Annotated in this window: 13 protein-coding genes; 4 read left to right on the top strand and 9 right to left on the bottom strand. The window is 60.7% G+C overall.

What is annotated here, in order from left to right; genetic code table 11:
• Positions 1-41: 41 nt before the first annotated feature.
• The 7 genes from AC1DNW_RS34225 to AC1DNW_RS34195 all read right to left on the bottom strand — a co-directional run bounded on the left by AC1DNW_RS34225 (position 42) and on the right by AC1DNW_RS34195 (position 9848).
• The gene (locus AC1DNW_RS34225; RefSeq protein WP_113311229.1) at positions 42-917 is read right to left on the bottom strand and encodes a 2-hydroxy-3-oxopropionate reductase; all 876 of its coding nucleotides are present in this window, start codon (positions 915-917) and stop codon (positions 42-44) included.
• A 7-nt stretch (positions 918-924) separates the two neighbouring features.
• A complete protein-coding gene (gene otnI / locus AC1DNW_RS34220) occupies positions 925-1704 on the bottom strand; it encodes a 2-oxo-tetronate isomerase (protein ID WP_113311230.1) in 780 nt (259 codons plus the stop codon).
• 10 nt (positions 1705-1714) lie between these two features.
• Positions 1715-3424 carry an ABC transporter ATP-binding protein gene (locus AC1DNW_RS34215; protein WP_113311231.1) on the bottom strand — a complete coding sequence of 570 codons (1710 nt, stop codon included), beginning with the start codon at positions 3422-3424 and terminating at the stop codon, positions 1715-1717.
• 10 nt (positions 3425-3434) lie between these two features.
• The gene (locus AC1DNW_RS34210) at positions 3435-4622 is read right to left on the bottom strand and encodes an ABC transporter permease (protein WP_477855629.1); all 1188 of its coding nucleotides are present in this window, start codon (positions 4620-4622) and stop codon (positions 3435-3437) included.
• Positions 4623-4632: 10 nt separating this feature from the next.
• A complete protein-coding gene (locus AC1DNW_RS34205; RefSeq protein ID WP_113311233.1) occupies positions 4633-5619 on the bottom strand; it encodes an ABC transporter permease in 987 nt (328 codons plus the stop codon).
• A 107-nt stretch (positions 5620-5726) separates the two neighbouring features.
• On the bottom strand, positions 5727-7835 hold the full coding sequence (locus AC1DNW_RS34200; protein ID WP_113311234.1) for an alpha-amylase family protein: 2109 nt from the start codon (positions 7833-7835) through the stop codon (positions 5727-5729).
• A gap of 87 nt (positions 7836-7922) precedes the next feature.
• Positions 7923-9848, bottom strand: coding sequence for an ABC transporter substrate-binding protein (locus tag AC1DNW_RS34195; RefSeq protein WP_477855628.1), 1926 nt, complete (start codon positions 9846-9848; stop codon positions 7923-7925).
• 184 nt (positions 9849-10032) lie between these two features.
• Between AC1DNW_RS34195 and AC1DNW_RS34190 the strand changes: the two genes are divergently transcribed.
• Positions 10033-11088, top strand: a complete 1056-nt coding sequence (locus tag AC1DNW_RS34190) for a LacI family DNA-binding transcriptional regulator (RefSeq protein WP_113311236.1) — start codon at positions 10033-10035, stop codon at positions 11086-11088.
• Between the two features lie 38 nt (positions 11089-11126).
• On the opposite strand, the gene AC1DNW_RS34185 is transcribed toward AC1DNW_RS34190, so the two are convergent.
• A complete protein-coding gene (locus tag AC1DNW_RS34185; RefSeq protein ID WP_113311237.1) occupies positions 11127-11894 on the bottom strand; it encodes a TIM barrel protein in 768 nt (255 codons plus the stop codon).
• A 164-nt stretch (positions 11895-12058) separates the two neighbouring features.
• Here AC1DNW_RS34185 and AC1DNW_RS34180 point away from each other — a divergent pair, with 164 nt between their 5' ends.
• Together AC1DNW_RS34180 and AC1DNW_RS34175 are read left to right on the top strand one after the other, a co-directional pair.
• Positions 12059-12847 (top strand): SDR family oxidoreductase, encoded by a 789-nt coding sequence (locus AC1DNW_RS34180; RefSeq protein WP_113311238.1) that lies wholly within the window; start codon positions 12059-12061, stop codon positions 12845-12847.
• Positions 12848-13053: 206 nt separating this feature from the next.
• Positions 13054-13515, top strand: coding sequence for an RrF2 family transcriptional regulator (locus AC1DNW_RS34175; RefSeq protein ID WP_007815103.1), 462 nt, complete (start codon positions 13054-13056; stop codon positions 13513-13515).
• A gap of 65 nt (positions 13516-13580) precedes the next feature.
• On the opposite strand, the gene AC1DNW_RS34170 is transcribed toward AC1DNW_RS34175, so the two are convergent.
• On the bottom strand, positions 13581-14705 hold the full coding sequence (locus tag AC1DNW_RS34170) for an acyl-CoA dehydrogenase family protein (RefSeq protein WP_113311239.1): 1125 nt from the start codon (positions 14703-14705) through the stop codon (positions 13581-13583).
• A gap of 162 nt (positions 14706-14867) precedes the next feature.
• Here AC1DNW_RS34170 and AC1DNW_RS34165 point away from each other — a divergent pair.
• A partial coding sequence (locus AC1DNW_RS34165) for a metallophosphoesterase (protein WP_477855627.1) occupies positions 14868-15611 on the top strand: 744 nt, incomplete at its 3' end.

Here is a 15611-nt window from a genome sequence, read left to right as displayed (position 1 = left end):
RCGGTCGAAGATGTCGTCCGGGTGTTCTAGGTGGTCGTGATCTAGCGCGGCCCTCCGGCGAGGAGCTCGAGCGTGCGGATAAGGGCGGAATGGTCGCGTTCGCCGTCGCCATTGGCAACAGCGGCATTCATGAGTTGCTGGGTGGCCGCTGTATTCGGCAGCGAAAGATCGAGCGCGCGTGCGGCGTCAACCGCGAGCGTCATGTCCTTGCGGTGCAGGCGGATGCGGAAGCCCGGTTCGAAGGTCTCCTTGACCATACGCTCGCCGTGCACTTCGAGAATGCGCGAGGCGGCAAAACCGCCCATCAGGGCTGCCCGCACCTTGGCCGGATCGGCGCCGGCCCGTTTGGCAAAGAGCAGGGCTTCGGAGACGGCCTCGATCGTCAGCCCGACGATGATCTGGTTGGCGACCTTGGCCGTCTGGCCGTCGCCGACGCCGCCCACCAGCGTGATGTTTTTACCCATCTTTTCGAAGAGCGGCCGGGCGCGCTCGAAAGCCGCTTCCTTGCCGCCGATCATGATCGTCAGCGAGGCAGCCTTGGCGCCGACCTCGCCGCCGGAGACCGGAGCATCGACATAATCGCAGCCGAGCGCTTCGATGCGCCTGGCAAAATCCTTGGTGGCAACCGGCGAGATCGAGCTCATGTCGATGACGAGCTTGCCTGCCGACAGGCCGGAGGCCACACCGTTCTCGCCGAAGAGCACCGCCTCGACATCGGGCGTATCCGGCAGCATCAGGATGATGATGTCGGAGGCCTCGGCAACAGCCTTGGCGCTATGGGCAGCCTTGCCGCCCTTGGTGATGAGATGCTGCGAAGCGTCCTTCACGCGGCTCAGATGCAGCGTGTGGCCGGCATCGATCAGATGTTCCGCCATCGGGCGGCCCATGACGCCCAGTCCGATAAAACCGATATTCATGTCACGCTCACTTCCGATAGGGTTTCATCCAGCCAAGCCCCTCGCTGGTGCCGGCCTTCGGCTTATATTCGCAGCCCACCCAGCCGTCGTAACCGAGGCGGTCGAGTTCGGAGAGGATGAAGCCGTAATTGATCTCGCCCGTGCCGGGTTCATTGCGGCCGGGATTGTCGGCGATCTGTACGTGGGCGATCCGGTCCTTCAGCCGCGTGAAGGTCGGGATCAGGTCGCCCTGCATGATCTGCATGTGGTAGAAATCATACTGGATGTAGAGATTGTCGGAGCCGACCTTGTCGAGGATGCGTTCGGCGTGATTGGTGCTCGACAGGAAGAAGCCCGGAATATCACGCAGGTTGATGGGCTCGATCAGCAACTTCACGCCGGCATCGGCAGTGCGCTCCGCGGCATATTTCAGATTTTCAACCAGCACCTTTTCCAGCGTCTCGAGATCGGCTCCCTTTGGTACGAGGCCGGAGATAACGTTGACCTGCGGGCAGGCGAGTGCCTTGGCGTAATCGAGGGCGAGCGAGATGCCGCTGCGGAATTCCTCGATGCGATCCGGCAGGCAGGCGATGCCGCGTTCGCCGCCGGCCCAGTCACCGGAGGGCACGTTGAAGAGCGCCTGTTTCAGGCCGTTTGCGTTCAGCGTCTCTGCGACCTTTTCCTTCGGCTCGGCATAGGGGCCGAGATATTCGAGCGCACCAAAACCATCTTTGGCGGCTGCCGCGAAACGATCGAGGAAGGCGAGGTCCTGATAAAGAAAGGAAAGATTGGCGGAAAATTTCGGCACTGGAACATCCTCAGGCATTGGCGGGGGCGACGAAACGATGCCGGTGCAGCATGCGCTTGTCGCGGGGATCGGGATTGGGAACGGCTGAAATGAGGCTTTTCGTATAGGCTTCTTGCGGTGCGGTGCAGATCTGCTCAGCCTCGCCGAGTTCAACGATCTTACCGCGATGCATGACGGCCACGCGGTCACAGAAATAGCGTACCACGGAAATATCGTGGGAAATGAAGATGAAGCTAAGGTTCAGCCGCTGGCGGATATCGAGTAGCAGGTCGAGGATCTGGCTGCGGATCGAAACGTCGAGCGCCGAGGTCGCTTCGTCGGCGATGATGATGCGCGGATCGAGCGCGAGTGAGCGGGCGATGCCGATGCGCTGGCGCTGGCCGCCGGAAAAGGCGTGCGGGTAACGCTCCATGCCCATCGGATCGAGGCCGACGAGCCGCATCAGTTCGGCAACGCGATCTTCCAGCGCTTTGCCTTTGGCAAGGCCGTTGACGATGAGTGGATCGGCGATCACTTCCTTGACGGTCATCCGCGGGTTGAGCGAGGCGAAAGGATCCTGGAAGACGAGGCGGACTTCGCGGTGGAAGTTGCGCAGTTCCTTCTTGCCGAGCTTGGTGACATCGGTCTCTCTGCCATCCTTGCCACGGTAGAGGACAGTGCCGGTCGTCGGCTCGACGGTGCGCAGGATCAGGCGGCCGAGTGTCGTCTTACCGGAACCGCTTTCGCCGACGATGCCGAGGTTCTCCCCGGGATAGAGATCGAAATTGGCGTCATCGACCGCGCGCAGCGTATTGGTATTGCCGTGCCAGCCAAAGGTTTTTCCGAGATTGCGGACCGACAAGATCGGTTTCGGCGCTTCCGAAGACAGGGCGATTGCCGGCTGCCTGCCTTCGACATGATGCGTCAGCTTCACTGTCGAGGCCAGCAGCTGGCGTGTATAGGGATGAGTGGCGGCGTGGTAGATGGCATCGACCGGGCCGCGCTCGACGATATGGCCGAAGCGCATGACGGCAACTTCGTCCGCCACTTCGGCCACCACGCCCATGTCATGGGTGATGAGCAACATCGCCATGCCGCGCTCGACCTGCAGGCGCTTGATGAGGTCGAGGATTTCGGCCTGTGTCGTCACGTCGAGAGCGGTCGTCGGCTCGTCGGCGATCAGGATATCGGGATTGCCGGCAAGGGCCATGGCAATCATGGCGCGCTGGCGCATGCCGCCGGAGAATTCGAATGTGTAGCGGTCGGCCATCTTGTCGGGATTGGGAATTTCCACCTGGCCCAGCAAATCGACCATGCGGGCACGCGCCGCCTTCTTGTCGAGATTGCTGTGCAGGCGGATCGCTTCAATGATCTGCGAACCGATCGTGTGGACCGGGGAGAGCGAGCTCATCGGCTCCTGGAAGATGAGGCCGATGTGCCGGCCGCGGATTTCCCGCATGGCGCGGCTGCCGGGCTGAAGGGTGGCGATATCGGTGATCTCGCTGCCATTGCGCAGCAGGATGCGGCCGCCGACGATCGTGCCTGGCTTGTCGACGATCTGCAGCAGCGAGCGGGCAGTCACGCTCTTGCCTGAGCCGCTTTCGCCGACGAGGCAGAGCGTCTGCCCACGCTTCAGCTGGAAGCTCACATCCTCGACGGCATGCAGGATATGCGTGCGCAGCCGGAAATCGATCGAGAGGTTTTCAACCGAGAGGACGACGTCATCGGGAAGATCGGTCATGGCTTCCTCCTCAATTGTCATAGGGATCGGCTGCATCGCGCAGGCCGTCGCCGAAGAAGTTGAAGGACAGGACGGCTATGACGACTGCCAGAGACGGCCAGATCAGCAGCCACGGCGCGGTCGCGACCGTGCGGATATTCTGGGCGTCCTGCAGCAGCACGCCCCAACTGACGACCGGCGGCTTGAGGCCGATGCCGAGGAAAGAGAGCGAGGTTTCGGCGACGATCATCGTCGGCACTGCGAGGGTGACGACGGCTAGGATGTGGCTCGTAAGCGACGGCAGGATATGGCGGAAGATCAGCCGCGCCTCGCTCGACCCGTCGAGCTTGGCGGCGGTGACGAAATCCTCGCTGCGCAGCGCCAGAAAGCGGCCGCGCACTTCGCGGGCAAGACTGGTCCAGCCGAGCAGCGAGACGATGATGGTAATGACGAAATAAACGTTGACAGGCGACCATGCGAGCGGGATCGCCGCGGCAAGACCGAGCCAGAGCGGGATGGTCGGCATGGCACTGACAACTTCGATGATGCGCTGGATCAGCGTATCCACCCAGCCGCCGTAGAAGCCGGAGATGGAGCCGAGCACAACGCCGAGCACAAGCGACATGGCGACGCCGACGAGCCCGATCGACATGGAAATGCGGGTGCCGTAGATCAGGCGGGTGAGAACGTCGCGGCCGAGGCGGTCAGCGCCGAGCAGGTACATAGGATCATTGAGGTTGATCGGCCCGATGAAACGCGTGGTCATCGGGATCAGGCCCCAGAGCTTGTAGGCTGGGCCWTTGACGAAGAAGCCGATCGGTACGACCTTGGTGTCATCGACCACGAAAGTGCGCCTGAGCGCCACCTTGTCGATCTCCACCTTGTAGCCCTTCACATGGAAATTGAATTCCGAGCTACCATCAGGTTTCTCCACGAAGAAGCTGAAACCCTGCGGCGGGGCGTAGGTATATTGCGGCTTGGAGATCGCGGGCAGCGAAGGCGCCAGGAACTCGGCGAAGAGGCCGACGAGATAGAGGAAGAGGATGATCGCGCCGGCGACCATTGCCACCTTCTGTCGGATCAGCTTGCCCGCGATCAACCGCCATGGGCCGATGGCAGCTGTCGAGACCGTCTTACCCTGTTTCAGCGGGCTGATCGAAGGGCCGTCGGCGACGACATGCAAGGGGCCGGTGTGAGTTCCGAATGTTTCGTGCGTCATCGGCGCCTCCTCAATTGAACCGGATGCGCGGATCGAGCAGCGCAAGCAGCAGGTCCGACAGGAGCATGCCGACGAGGGTGAGTGCCGAGAGCAGCAGGATGAAGCTGCCGGCGAGATACATGTCCTGCGAGACCAGCGCGCGGAAAAGCAGGGGACCTGCGGTCGGCAGGTTCAGGACGATGGCGGTAATTGTCACGCCGGAGACGAGATGGGGTAGCACCCAGCCGATCGCCGAGACGAAGGGGTTCAGCGCTATGCGCACTGGATATTTGAGGATCACCTTGTATTCCGGCAGGCCCTTGGCGCGGGCGGTGATGACATAGGGCTTGTGCAGCTCGTCCGTCAGGTTGGCGCGCAGGATGCGGATCATGGCGGCGGTGCCCGACGCGCCGATGATGATAATGGGGATCCAGAGATGGGCGAGGAAATCGCCTGCTTTGGCGAGGCTCCAGGATGCTTCGGCAAATTCGGGGGAGTTGAGGCCGCCGACGCTCTGGCCGAGGTAGCGATAGGCGACATACATCAGTGTCAGCGCCAGGATGAAGTTCGGTACCGCAAGGCCGATGAAGCCGAAAAAGGTGAAGACGTGGTCGCTGATCGAGTGGCGCCGTACGGCCGAATAGATGCCGATCGGCAGGGCGACGACCCAGACGAAGAGCAGGCTCAGGAGTGAAATCACCAGCGTTGAACCCATGCGTGCCCAGATGAGACCGGAGACGGGCTGGTTCCACTCGAAGGACCAGCCGAAATCGCCGCGGCTGACAATGCCCCATATCCACTTCAGATACTGGATATAGAAGGGGTCGTCGAAGCCGTAGATCTCTTTCAGCCGCTCGATCTGCGCGGGGTCGACCGCCTGGCCGCTGTCGCTCATCGTCGCGATCATCGAGGTCAGGTAATCACCCGGCGGCAGCTGGATGATCAGGAACGAGATCAGCGACATGCCGAACAGGGTCGGGATCATGTAGAGCACGCGCTTGAAGATATAGCCAAGCATCGGAATGTTTCTCCTCCCGTTGAGAGCGCCCGGTCAGGCGCTTCCTTCGGATCTCCATCCGCTTTCGGCCCCTCCAGGCCGAAAACGCTCCTCCTTGTCTCGACACCTCATTTCCAGGTGAGGTGCAGAACCTCCAGCCGCTCGATATCAGGCACTTCCACCTGTACGCGGCCGTCCTTGACGCTGAAGTTTGCGGCGCGGTCGGTAACGGTGAGCCATGCCTTGGCGACCGACTTGCCCTGAGGAATTTCCACTGAAACCGTCTGGGCCGCCAGAGGGTAATTTTCGCGTATCGGCCCCTTCATCATCATCGGGTTGGTGAGGTTGAAGAGACTGACCGCGATACCTTCGGCACTGTCGCGCAGTGCCATATCGATGACGCCGGGACCTTCGACCGTGACGCGCGAGGTCTTGCCGAGCGCCCAGTTGACGGCATTGGCAATCAGCTTTCCGTGGTCGACGGCGAAGACTTCCCAGAAGATCTCGCCGATATTCCAGGGAATATAGACCGTGCGGCCGCCCTTGCCGGTTTCGCGGGCGATCACGCCGGCGCCTTCAGGAGCTTTGCGCGGATAGACTTCCTCCATCGGCAGGTCCGGGAAATCGGGCACATAGAGGAAGGGTGTCGTCGCATTGCCTGTTGCATCGGCATGGATGAGGCGGGTGCCGCCCATGATGCGCTCGGCGCCTTCGTAGCCCTGGTTGAGAGGATGATCGCCTGACAGTGCCACATAGGTGTTCTTGACGATGCCGCGCGGGCCGGAAACGAACTTGGCGCCCAGCACATCCGAAAGGCCGAATTCGTTGCGTTTCTTGCCGAATTCATCGCGGAGTGAGGTTTCGTAGGAAGCGACGACGCTGCCGCCACGTTCGACATAGCCGCGGATCGCCTCGTTCTGCGCATCCGAAAGGCAGGAAGCGTTGGCGAGGATGATTACCTTGAAACGGTCGAGATTTTCCTTGGTCAGAACCTGATCCGAGAGAAGCTCGAAGGGCAGGCGGGCTTCGACGAGCGCGTGGTAGAAACCGAGATCGTGCTTCTCGGCATTGTGCCGTTCTTCCGGCGCCCAGTGGCGAAGGGTGGTCGAAGGATCAACGACGGCGATTTCGGCTGTCGGCTGCATACTTTCGAGAACCGGCTCGACGGCTGCCTGCAGTGCAAAGGCGTCGGCGACCGGTTCTACCCAGCGCTTATCCGGCACGACGCCGTTGAACTTGGTGAACCAGGCATAGAGGCCATGAGCCGTGCCGTCATTGATCCAGAGCTGCATTTCCTCGCCGGAGGTGACGGCATCCTTCCAGCGATATTCTTCTTCCGGGCCGATCGAGGTGATGAGCACGACCGGGCGATCGGGGAAGGTGGCGCGGATGCGCTTGCCGTTGCGGCCGGCAGACCAGCCGAGTTCGAGACCCTTGCGGCCCTGATGATCGACAACGAGGAAGGGGCAATGTTTGGCGATGACCGAGAGGTCGAATTCCATCAGTGAAGCGCCGCCCATATTCGGGATGAAGCTCGCATGCGGGCGGATCGCTTTGACCGCATCGTCCCACTGGGCGATCATGTCAGTCAGCACGCGGCGGCGCCATTGCAGCCAGGCCTGCCAGGCGGGATCATCAGCATCCGCCTTTTTCGGCAGGGCGTGGCCGAACATATCCTTGAAACGGCGTGCGCTGTCTTCGCTATAGTCGACACCGTGGCCCTGCCAGCGATTGGCGAAGACGGCATCGATATCGTATTTGCGGACGATTTCCTTGACGACTTCGGGCATGAAGACGGTGTTGTAGTCGCCATAGGCATTGGTGACCCAGACATCGGGATAGGCCCAGTGACGGCGCGGCGTGCCGTCGGCGTTGATCATCACCCATTCCGGATGAGCTTTTGCAGCATCGTCGTGGATCGCGTGCGGATCGACGCGGGCCATGACATGCATGTCGAGCTTGCGGGCGGCATCGACGAGCGCGCCGAAGATGTCTTTATCGCCGAGATATTTGCTCACATAGTGGTAAGGTACTTCGCTTGGATAATAGGCGATGTAGCCGCCGGCGCTGAGGCATACGGCATTGGATTTGGTGCGCTTGAAGACATCGACCCAGAAGGCCGGATCGTATTTTTCCGGATCGTCTTCCACGAAGGTGAGCTGGGTCCAGCGCGTTGCAGTCTTGAACCAGTCCGGCGTGCGCAGCGTGTCGGTATTCTGTCTTCTGGCGTCGAGCATCGTCTTCATCCAATCATTGGCAAAAGAGGGGCCTTGGCGCCGGCCGATAAAGCCGGCGCCTTGAATGCGTCATCATTTTGCAGGTCATCAGACCTTGTAGAACTGCTCCGGCATGGTGGGAGCGGGGGTCGGCCAGCCGAAGGAATTCGGCATGGTCTTGGTGATGTTCTTCATGTTGTTCTTGACGACGCCGTAGCCATCCGGTGGTTGGGAAATGCCGAAGACATAGAAGTTGTCGGCAGCACCCTGCAGGATCTGTTTCATGATCTCCTGCTGGCCGGCGGGATCGGAGGTCGCCTTCAGCTTGTCGTAGAGCTCGAGCAGCTTCTTCGTCTCTTCCGGGGGCTCTTCCGCATTGGCGTTGTTGCGGTCGAGATACCAGAGCTGCCAGGCCGGAGCGTACATGGCGTTCGAATCCGTCGGCACGTAGTAGCGCGGGTCGAGCATGGCAGCGACGCCGCCGTTCGCACCGAACTGGTGGGCCGTCGCATCGAAATCGCGGCCTTGGCGGACGCGGGTTTCCCAGAGCGAGCGGTCCATAGTGCGCATCTGCGCATCGATGCCGACTGCCTGGAACATCGGGATGACCAGCTGGAAGAGGTCGAGGAAGACGGCGCGTGCCTGGTCGATTTCGAAGATCACCGTCAGGCGGCGGCCCTGGTCGTCCAGACGGAAGTTCTGGTCGTCGCGCTTCGGGATGATCGTGTCGAGCATGGCGTTTGCCTTGTCGACGTCGTAGCTCGTGAACTGCGTGGCGAGCTGCTCGTTGTAGAGCGGATCACCCTGCTTGATCGATGGCTGGGCAGGGGCGCCCTGGCCGACGAGCACGGCGTCGATCAGTGACTGGCGATCGAGCGCCATGGAGAGCGCTGCACGGAAATCCTTGTTCCGGAAGAGTTTTCGCTTGGTCTCGTCATTGTGGTTGAGGTTGAAGATGAAGTTCATCACGTTGGCTTCGGTCGAAGTCAGCGTGTAGAAATCATACTTGCCCTGCTCGCGCGCATCATAGAGCACCGACTTGTTGTTCGGTGTTGCGATATACTGGTCCATCAGGTCGATCTCGCCCTGCATGGCCTTCAAAAGCAGCACCTGCGGGTCGGCGACCATCTGATAGACGATGCGGTCCATGTAGGGGAGCTGGTTACCCTCCGTATCGACCTTCCAGTAGAAGGGGTTGCGTTCGGCAACGGCGCGTTCGGTATTCTCGCCGGGCGCAGTCGTAAACATCCAGGCGTGCAGGCACGGCTTCTTCGAGGAGTTCAGGAAGAAGGCATTATCATCCTGGAAGCCGGAGGCGGACTGGAAGGCGGCGATCCAGGTCTCGAAGCCGCGCTGTTTGGCGAGCTCGTCGGCCTTCGGATTGTAGTCAATATGGAACTGCTCGAGATAATGCTTGGGGCAGCGCGTCGTGTGGTCACTATTGGCCCAGGCGACCTGCAACKGAAACATACCGTTAGGTTTCGCGAAGATAACTTTAAACGTCTGTTCGTCGACGATTTCGAGCTTGGCCGGCTTGCCTGATGTCTTCCAGTGACCCTGGCCGTTCACGGCGACCCGCTTGTCCGTGAGAATAGTATCGTACCAGAATTTCACGTCGGCAGTGGTATAGGGCTGGCCGTCCGACCACTTCATGCCTTTGCGCAGGCGGATGGTATATTCCGTGGAATCTGCATTGCCGTCGAAGGCTTCGGCAACGTTCAGCGTCACGCCGGACCAGTCGGGCGTGTAGCGCAGCAGTGGCTCATAGGCCTGGTAGCGGAACAGCATGGATAGCGAGCCACCACCGACCAGCGCCATATTCCAGTCGCCGCCGTGTTTGCCGACACTTTCGACCGGTTTGACGACGAGCGGATTTTCCGGCAGCCGATCCTTCAGGGCCGGTAACGCGCCGCTTGAAACCTTGTCTTTCAGAATGGCCGCTTCCTTGTAGTCGGCGGCGAAAGCCGGCAGGGCCGGCAAGATCAGAACGGCCGAAGTCCCGGCCAGAAACGCACGACGTTTCAGCTTGATCATAGGGTTCTCCTCCAAAAATCCGCAACCCTTATCGTTATTTTTGCTTTCAGGTTGGGATAACGGAAAGAATACATTTGGATATTGTTAGGTAAAGCGTTATGTTTTGTTAGTGCGAGAATTTGCAATTCCGGTATGGGCGGTGTAGCGAAACGTCTCAATTCCGGATGAAACATCGAGGTGGAAAGTGGGAAGCAGGGGGCGAGTTACCTTACAGACGATCGCGCGGGAGGTCGGCCTCTCGAAGTATGCGGTCTCGCGCTCGCTGGCAGGCAAGAGCGGCGTCAGCGACGAGACGCGTGCGCTGATCCGCGCCACCGCCGAACGGTTGGGTTATACACGTCCTGCAGGCCAGTCGCTGACGAGTGATATTGCCGTCGTTTTCCACGATCTCGATGCCGTCAACAGTGAGCTCTACATGCAGGTTCAGAACGGCCTGCAGCGCGAGGCGCATCGGCTGGGCATGGCGCTGCGTATCCGCTGGACCCATAGCCCCGGCCAGCTGGAAGAGCTGGCGCATTCCTGTGCCGGGCTTTTGCTCGTCGGCCCGCATGACCGCGAGGCGATCGTGGCGGCGACGGCAACCGGAATCCCTGTCGTGCGTTTTGGCTGGGTCGACCCACTGGAGCAGGCTGATCAGGTCACCGGGACCGATCATGAGGCGGGGCAGGCGGTGCTGCAATATCTTATCGAACTCGGCCATCGGTCGATCGTCTATGTCAACGGCACGCCCGGTTTCCGTGGCCGGCGCGAGCGCTTCTACGGGGCGCGGGAGATCGCCGAGCGCTGCGAAGACGTTTCGCTGCATGTCCTGCGCTTCGATGAGCAGATCGGCTTCGGTGAAGCCTTCCGGGATCTTAAGGCGAAGGGCATACACCCAACGGCCTTTTTCTGCGCCCATGACGGCCTGGCTTTGACTGTGGTTTCGGAGTTACTGGGGCAGGGCTATCGCATTCCCGACGATGTTTCCGTCGTCGGTTTCGGTGATTTTTCGCCCGCTACGCAGATATCGCCGCCACTGACGACGGTACGGATGGAAGGGCAGGAATGCGGGGCAGTAGGCCTTCGGCTTTTGCTGGAGCGGATCGAAAATCCGCGCCTGCCGGGCATGCCTGCCCGGCGGATAATGGTTGCCTCGCGCATTGTCGAGCGTCGCTCCGCAGGTCCGTGCAAGGTGTCGGCGGCGATCGATCCGGCAAAGCAGGAATCGGGACCAGTTGAGTTCAGTGCACGTGTGAAGTGATCAGATTGATTCTGTCGGGTCGCAGCTGACGGCGACCGTCAGCCCAGGGCTGCAATCGCTGCCCTAACTGCATCCGCGCCCGGCTTCGTCGGCTTGTATTCCAGTCCGACAGCGCCGGTATAACCGTTGGCGAAGATCCAGTTCAGGCGGTGGGCAAGATCGATCGTGCCGGTGCCGGGCTCGTTGCGGCCGGGATGGTCGGCGACATGGACGTGAAAGATGCTATCGATGCGACCGGCCAGAACATCCTCAGTGCGCTCGTCCATGACGGCGGAATGGTAGATATCGTAGACGATGCCGATTTCCGGGCGGCCGACATTATCGACGATATCGAGCCCTTCGCGGGTGGAATCGAGGAAATAGCCGATATGGTCGATGCGGATGTTGAGCGGCTCGACGCCGAGGCGCACGCCGCTGCCTTTCAAGATGTCGGCACCGGCCTGCAGCGTTTCTGTCAGCGCCTTGCGCTGTTCGTCTCGGGTGAAGCCTTCTAGATCGTCGCCTGCCTGCGCGATCAGCACAGGAGCGTCGAGACGTTTTGCGACGGCAACGGAATCGGCAAGGCCCTTCAGCCAAGTCTCGCGATTGGCGGTGTTTGTGAGCGCGATCATCGGCTCGGCGACAAGGCTCGTCACCTTGAGGCCGGTCTCTTTCAATGCGGCTTCGATCGCGTCGAGGTCCTTGTCCGTCCAGCGCCAGAATTCGATGGCCTCGAGGCCGGCGGCATGGGCACGGCGAATGCGATCGGCGAAATGATCGCCGTCTTCGACGAACAGCCATTCGATGCATGCTGAATAAAGTCGCATGAAAACTCCTCCACTATGCCTGCAGCCATGCGACAGATCGCTGCCTGCGGCAAGAGGGATCAGCTAACGGCACCGATGATTTTCCGTCACGGCTTGACGGGCAGAACCAATGCCGGAAGAGTTGGTGGATCGACCGGGTCTGCCGGCCGGATAGGGAGGATTTCATGGATCTTGGATTGAAGGGAAAGACCGCCGTCATCACTGGCGGTTCCGTCGGCATCGGGCTTGCCATCGCCGAAGGGCTGGCGGCTGAAGGCGCCAACCTCGTGCTGTCGGCGCGGGGGCTCGAGCGGCTGGATGCTGAAGCTATCCGCATTGCCGATAAATATGGCGTCAGCGCCATCGCCGTTGAGAGCGATGTGGCGACCGTCGAGGGTACGCAGGCGATTATTGCGGCGGCAGCCGAACGTGGCGGGGCTGATATTCTCATCAACAACGCCGGCACCGGCTCCAACGAGACTGTCATGGAAGCGCCGGATGAGAAGTGGCAGGACTACTGGGATCTGCATGTTATGGCGGCCGTGCGGCTTGCGCGCGGCATCGCGCCGCAGATGATGAAACGCGGTGGCGGCGTGATCCTCCACAATGCCTCGATCTGCGCAGTGCAGCCGCTCTGGTACGAGCCGATCTACAATGTCACCAAGGCAGCGCTGATGATGTTTTCCAAGACGCTCTCCACTGAGTTGGTGAAGGAAAACATTCGCGTCAACTGCGTCAATGCCGGCCTCATCCTGACGCCTGACTGGATCAAGACTGCCAAGCAGCTGACGGCGGAGACCGGTGGCGACTGGGAGGGTTACTTGCAGAGTGTGGCGGATGAACATGCGTCGTCCAAGCGTTTCGGCACGCCGGAGGAGTTGGCGAATTTCTTCGTCTTCCTCTGCTCCGACCGAGCGAGCTACAGCATCGGCTCTACCTATTTCGTCGATGGCGGCATGCTGAAAACGGTCTAGACGGGGCTTCCGGTCTCGCATCGATTGGCGGTGCGAGACCATCTTCTGGGGCCTGCAAGGTTCAGGAAACTCTGAAGCGCGGTATTACGGCAACATATTGCTTATGTAGCCTATAAAAACTGGTTATTTTGTTGTCTCTTCATGGTTTTGACTCTATTTGCCTGCTATTACAGAAGCATAATGCCGCAAAGTGCAGGGCGATCCACATGTTGACGAAAAAGGGAAAATACGGGTTGAAGGCGCTGGTTGATCTGGCGCGGCTGGCGCCGGGCGAGACCGCCTTCATCAACGATATCGCCTCGCGCAACAATATCCCGAAGAAGTTTCTCGATACGATCCTCCTGGAGCTTCGCAATGTCGGCATCCTGCGATCGAAAAAGGGGCCGGGCGGCGGCTATTCGCTGTCGCGGCCCGCATCGGACATCCGCATCGGACATGTCATCCGCACGCTGGATGGGCCGCTTGCGCCGATCCGTTGTGCCAGCCGCACGGCTTACGAGGCGTGCGACGACTGTGCCGATCCCGAGACCTGTCAGGTGCGGCGCTCGATGACCGAAGTGCGGGACGCGATCGCCGCCATTCTCGACAATATGACGCTCGAGCAGTTCGTTGCCGGTGGCGGCATCGAAACTGTCGAGGAAAAGGTGCCGGTTTCTGCCGCGAGCTGATCCGCTCTCTTCGTTTTCGCGCAATTCCGGACGCAAAACCGCGGCGCACTTCTACTGGAAGTGCTTCATCTTTCCCTGATTTTCAGAATATGCGCGCCTGCTGCGTTCAGTAGCGGCTCGCGCTGAATCGCCATGTCGTGGATGCGGGCGTTGCGCCAGTGACGGTCGAGGTTGAGCGCGATGCTGCCGGTGGCACCCCGGGCTAGTTCGAAGAGGGCATTTGCCGTGTCCAGCGCCAGCTCGGTTGCTGTTAGGCAGGCGGAGGAGGCGGAGAAATAGGCCTCCGCCATGGCTGCCTCGGCAGGGCTTACCTGGGCAATATCCAGTTTGCGGCCGGCCTGTTCCAGCGCGCCGGTTGCGGTTTCGGTGCGGATGGCGCGCTCGCCGATCTTGCCGAAAAGGGTAGAGGGCTCCTTCGCCATGACAAGCAGGTCGGAAAAGGCGGCGCGGGCGATACCGAGGCAGACGGCTGCCTGCAGCAGAAGACCCAAGGATTTTTCCGTGGTGTGATCGCCGGATAAGGCAGCGGTGACGGTATCGGCATTCACATGCAGCTTAGCGGCAATCAGCGTTGCCGTGCCGTTGGTGCGCAGGCCGAAGGCGTCCCAATCGTCCACCGCTTGCAGTTCGTCGCCGTCACGATGGAGATGGAGCGTTACCCTGCGGCCGCCGGGATCGATCGCTGCTGCAGCGATCCAGTCGGAGAAAAGAATGGCGGCGGCCTGTTCCGACCGGCCTGCCAGGCGAAAGCCGGAGCCTTCGGCAGTAAGGCTTGCCTGATCGGCAAAACGGGCAGCGGCGAAACGATCGCCGTCCAGTGCGCGGGCAAAGAGGGTGCTTTTCAGCTCTTCCGAAGTTTGGTTGCGCAGCCCCTCCAGCACGCGGAAATGAGCTGCCAGCACGTTGCCGATCGAGGCATCGCTTTCGGCGATAATGGCGATGATCTCGGCGAGCAGGGCGTTGGAAACATCAAGCCCCTGATATTCCGGGGGGACGGTGATCCCCGTCAGGCCGGATTGCGAGAGCGTGTCGAGCTCGGTATTGGGCATGAGGCGGTTGATGTCGCGCTCGCTTGCCTGCCGGCGAAAGGTGGCTGCAAGCTCGCGCGCCGTGGAAACGGCTTCTTCCTCGGTCTCGATACGGTGCGCCGGAGGGCGCACATTGTCGTGTAACTGCGATATGGTGCCCATCTGCCACTCTTTCCTAATGTTAAAAAAGTGCGCGATTGCATCAGCTTGCGTAAGGCCGGTTTTTCCACAAAAGCCCGGCCGGCTGAATTTTCTTACCAGCTTGATCGCCTTGCCGTATGCTCTACTTATCGTTAGGGGACGGCCAACTGATCAGGAATGATGATGAGCGATTCTCTTGCACGAAGCCGCGAGGGTTCGAAGGCTGGACGTCAGCCGCGCCCGCGCGTGAGCATGGATATAACCGAAATTCCGACCTATGCCATCGGCGACGTGCATGGGCGTCTCGATCTGCTGCAGAAGGCCGAAGAGGCGATCGCGCGCGATGCGGAGCATCTGCCGGGCACCAAGCTCATCGTCATGCTCGGCGATTATATCGATCGTGGCCCGCAATCGGCGCATGTCATCGGCCATCTCATGGATCCGGCGCCTGATGGATTCGAACGCATCTGCCTTGCCGGCAATCATGAAATCGTCATGCTCGACTATATCGACGGCTGGGCATCCTATGACGACTGGATGACCATGGGCGCCGCCGAACTTCTGAGATCCTACGGTCTCGATCCCGATCACCTGCCGCTGCTTTTCCGCTCCGGTGCGCAGCTCGACGGCTTCATCCGTCAGTCTCTGCCGCATACGCACATCGATTTCATCCGCTCCCTGCCGATCATGCTCGACACGCCCAATGTCGTCTTCGTGCATGCGGGCATCGATCCGCGCGTGCCGCTCGAAGAGCAGGCCGACGACGACCTGGCCTTCATTCGCCAGCGTTTCCTGGAAAGCCCGCTGACGCTGCCGAAACTCGTCGTGCACGGACATACGCCGGCCGACCAGCCGGATGTGCAGCCGATGCGGCTGAACCTCGATACCCGCGCCTTCAGGAGCGGCAGGCTTTCCGTTGCCCGCTTC

It is taken from the genome of Rhizobium sp. 05L429 (genome assembly GCF_056397645.1).
The sequence above is the reverse complement of the archived record's forward strand: the minus strand, read 5'-3'. Positions and strand labels throughout refer to the sequence as shown.

Bases quoted from the DNA above. Each gene is read 5' to 3' on its own strand.
- AC1DNW_RS34215 (WP_113311231.1), bottom strand. From the start codon at position 3,424: ATGACCGATCTTCCCGATGACGTCGTCCTCTCGGTTGAAAACCTCTCG.
- AC1DNW_RS34205 (WP_113311233.1), bottom strand. From the start codon at position 5,619: ATGCTTGGCTATATCTTCAAGCGCGTGCTCTACATGATCCCGACCCTG.
- AC1DNW_RS34175 (WP_007815103.1), top strand. From the start codon at position 13,054: ATGTTGACGAAAAAGGGAAAATACGGGTTGAAGGCGCTGGTTGATCTG.
- AC1DNW_RS34180 (WP_113311238.1), top strand. From the start codon at position 12,059: ATGGATCTTGGATTGAAGGGAAAGACCGCCGTCATCACTGGCGGTTCC.
- AC1DNW_RS34200 (WP_113311234.1), bottom strand. From the start codon at position 7,835: ATGCTCGACGCCAGAAGACAGAATACCGACACGCTGCGCACGCCGGAC.
- AC1DNW_RS34170 (WP_113311239.1), bottom strand. From the start codon at position 14,705: ATGGGCACCATATCGCAGTTACACGACAATGTGCGCCCTCCGGCGCAC.
- AC1DNW_RS34225 (WP_113311229.1), bottom strand. From the start codon at position 917: ATGAATATCGGTTTTATCGGACTGGGCGTCATGGGCCGCCCGATGGCG.
- AC1DNW_RS34185 (WP_113311237.1), bottom strand. From the start codon at position 11,894: ATGCGACTTTATTCAGCATGCATCGAATGGCTGTTCGTCGAAGACGGC.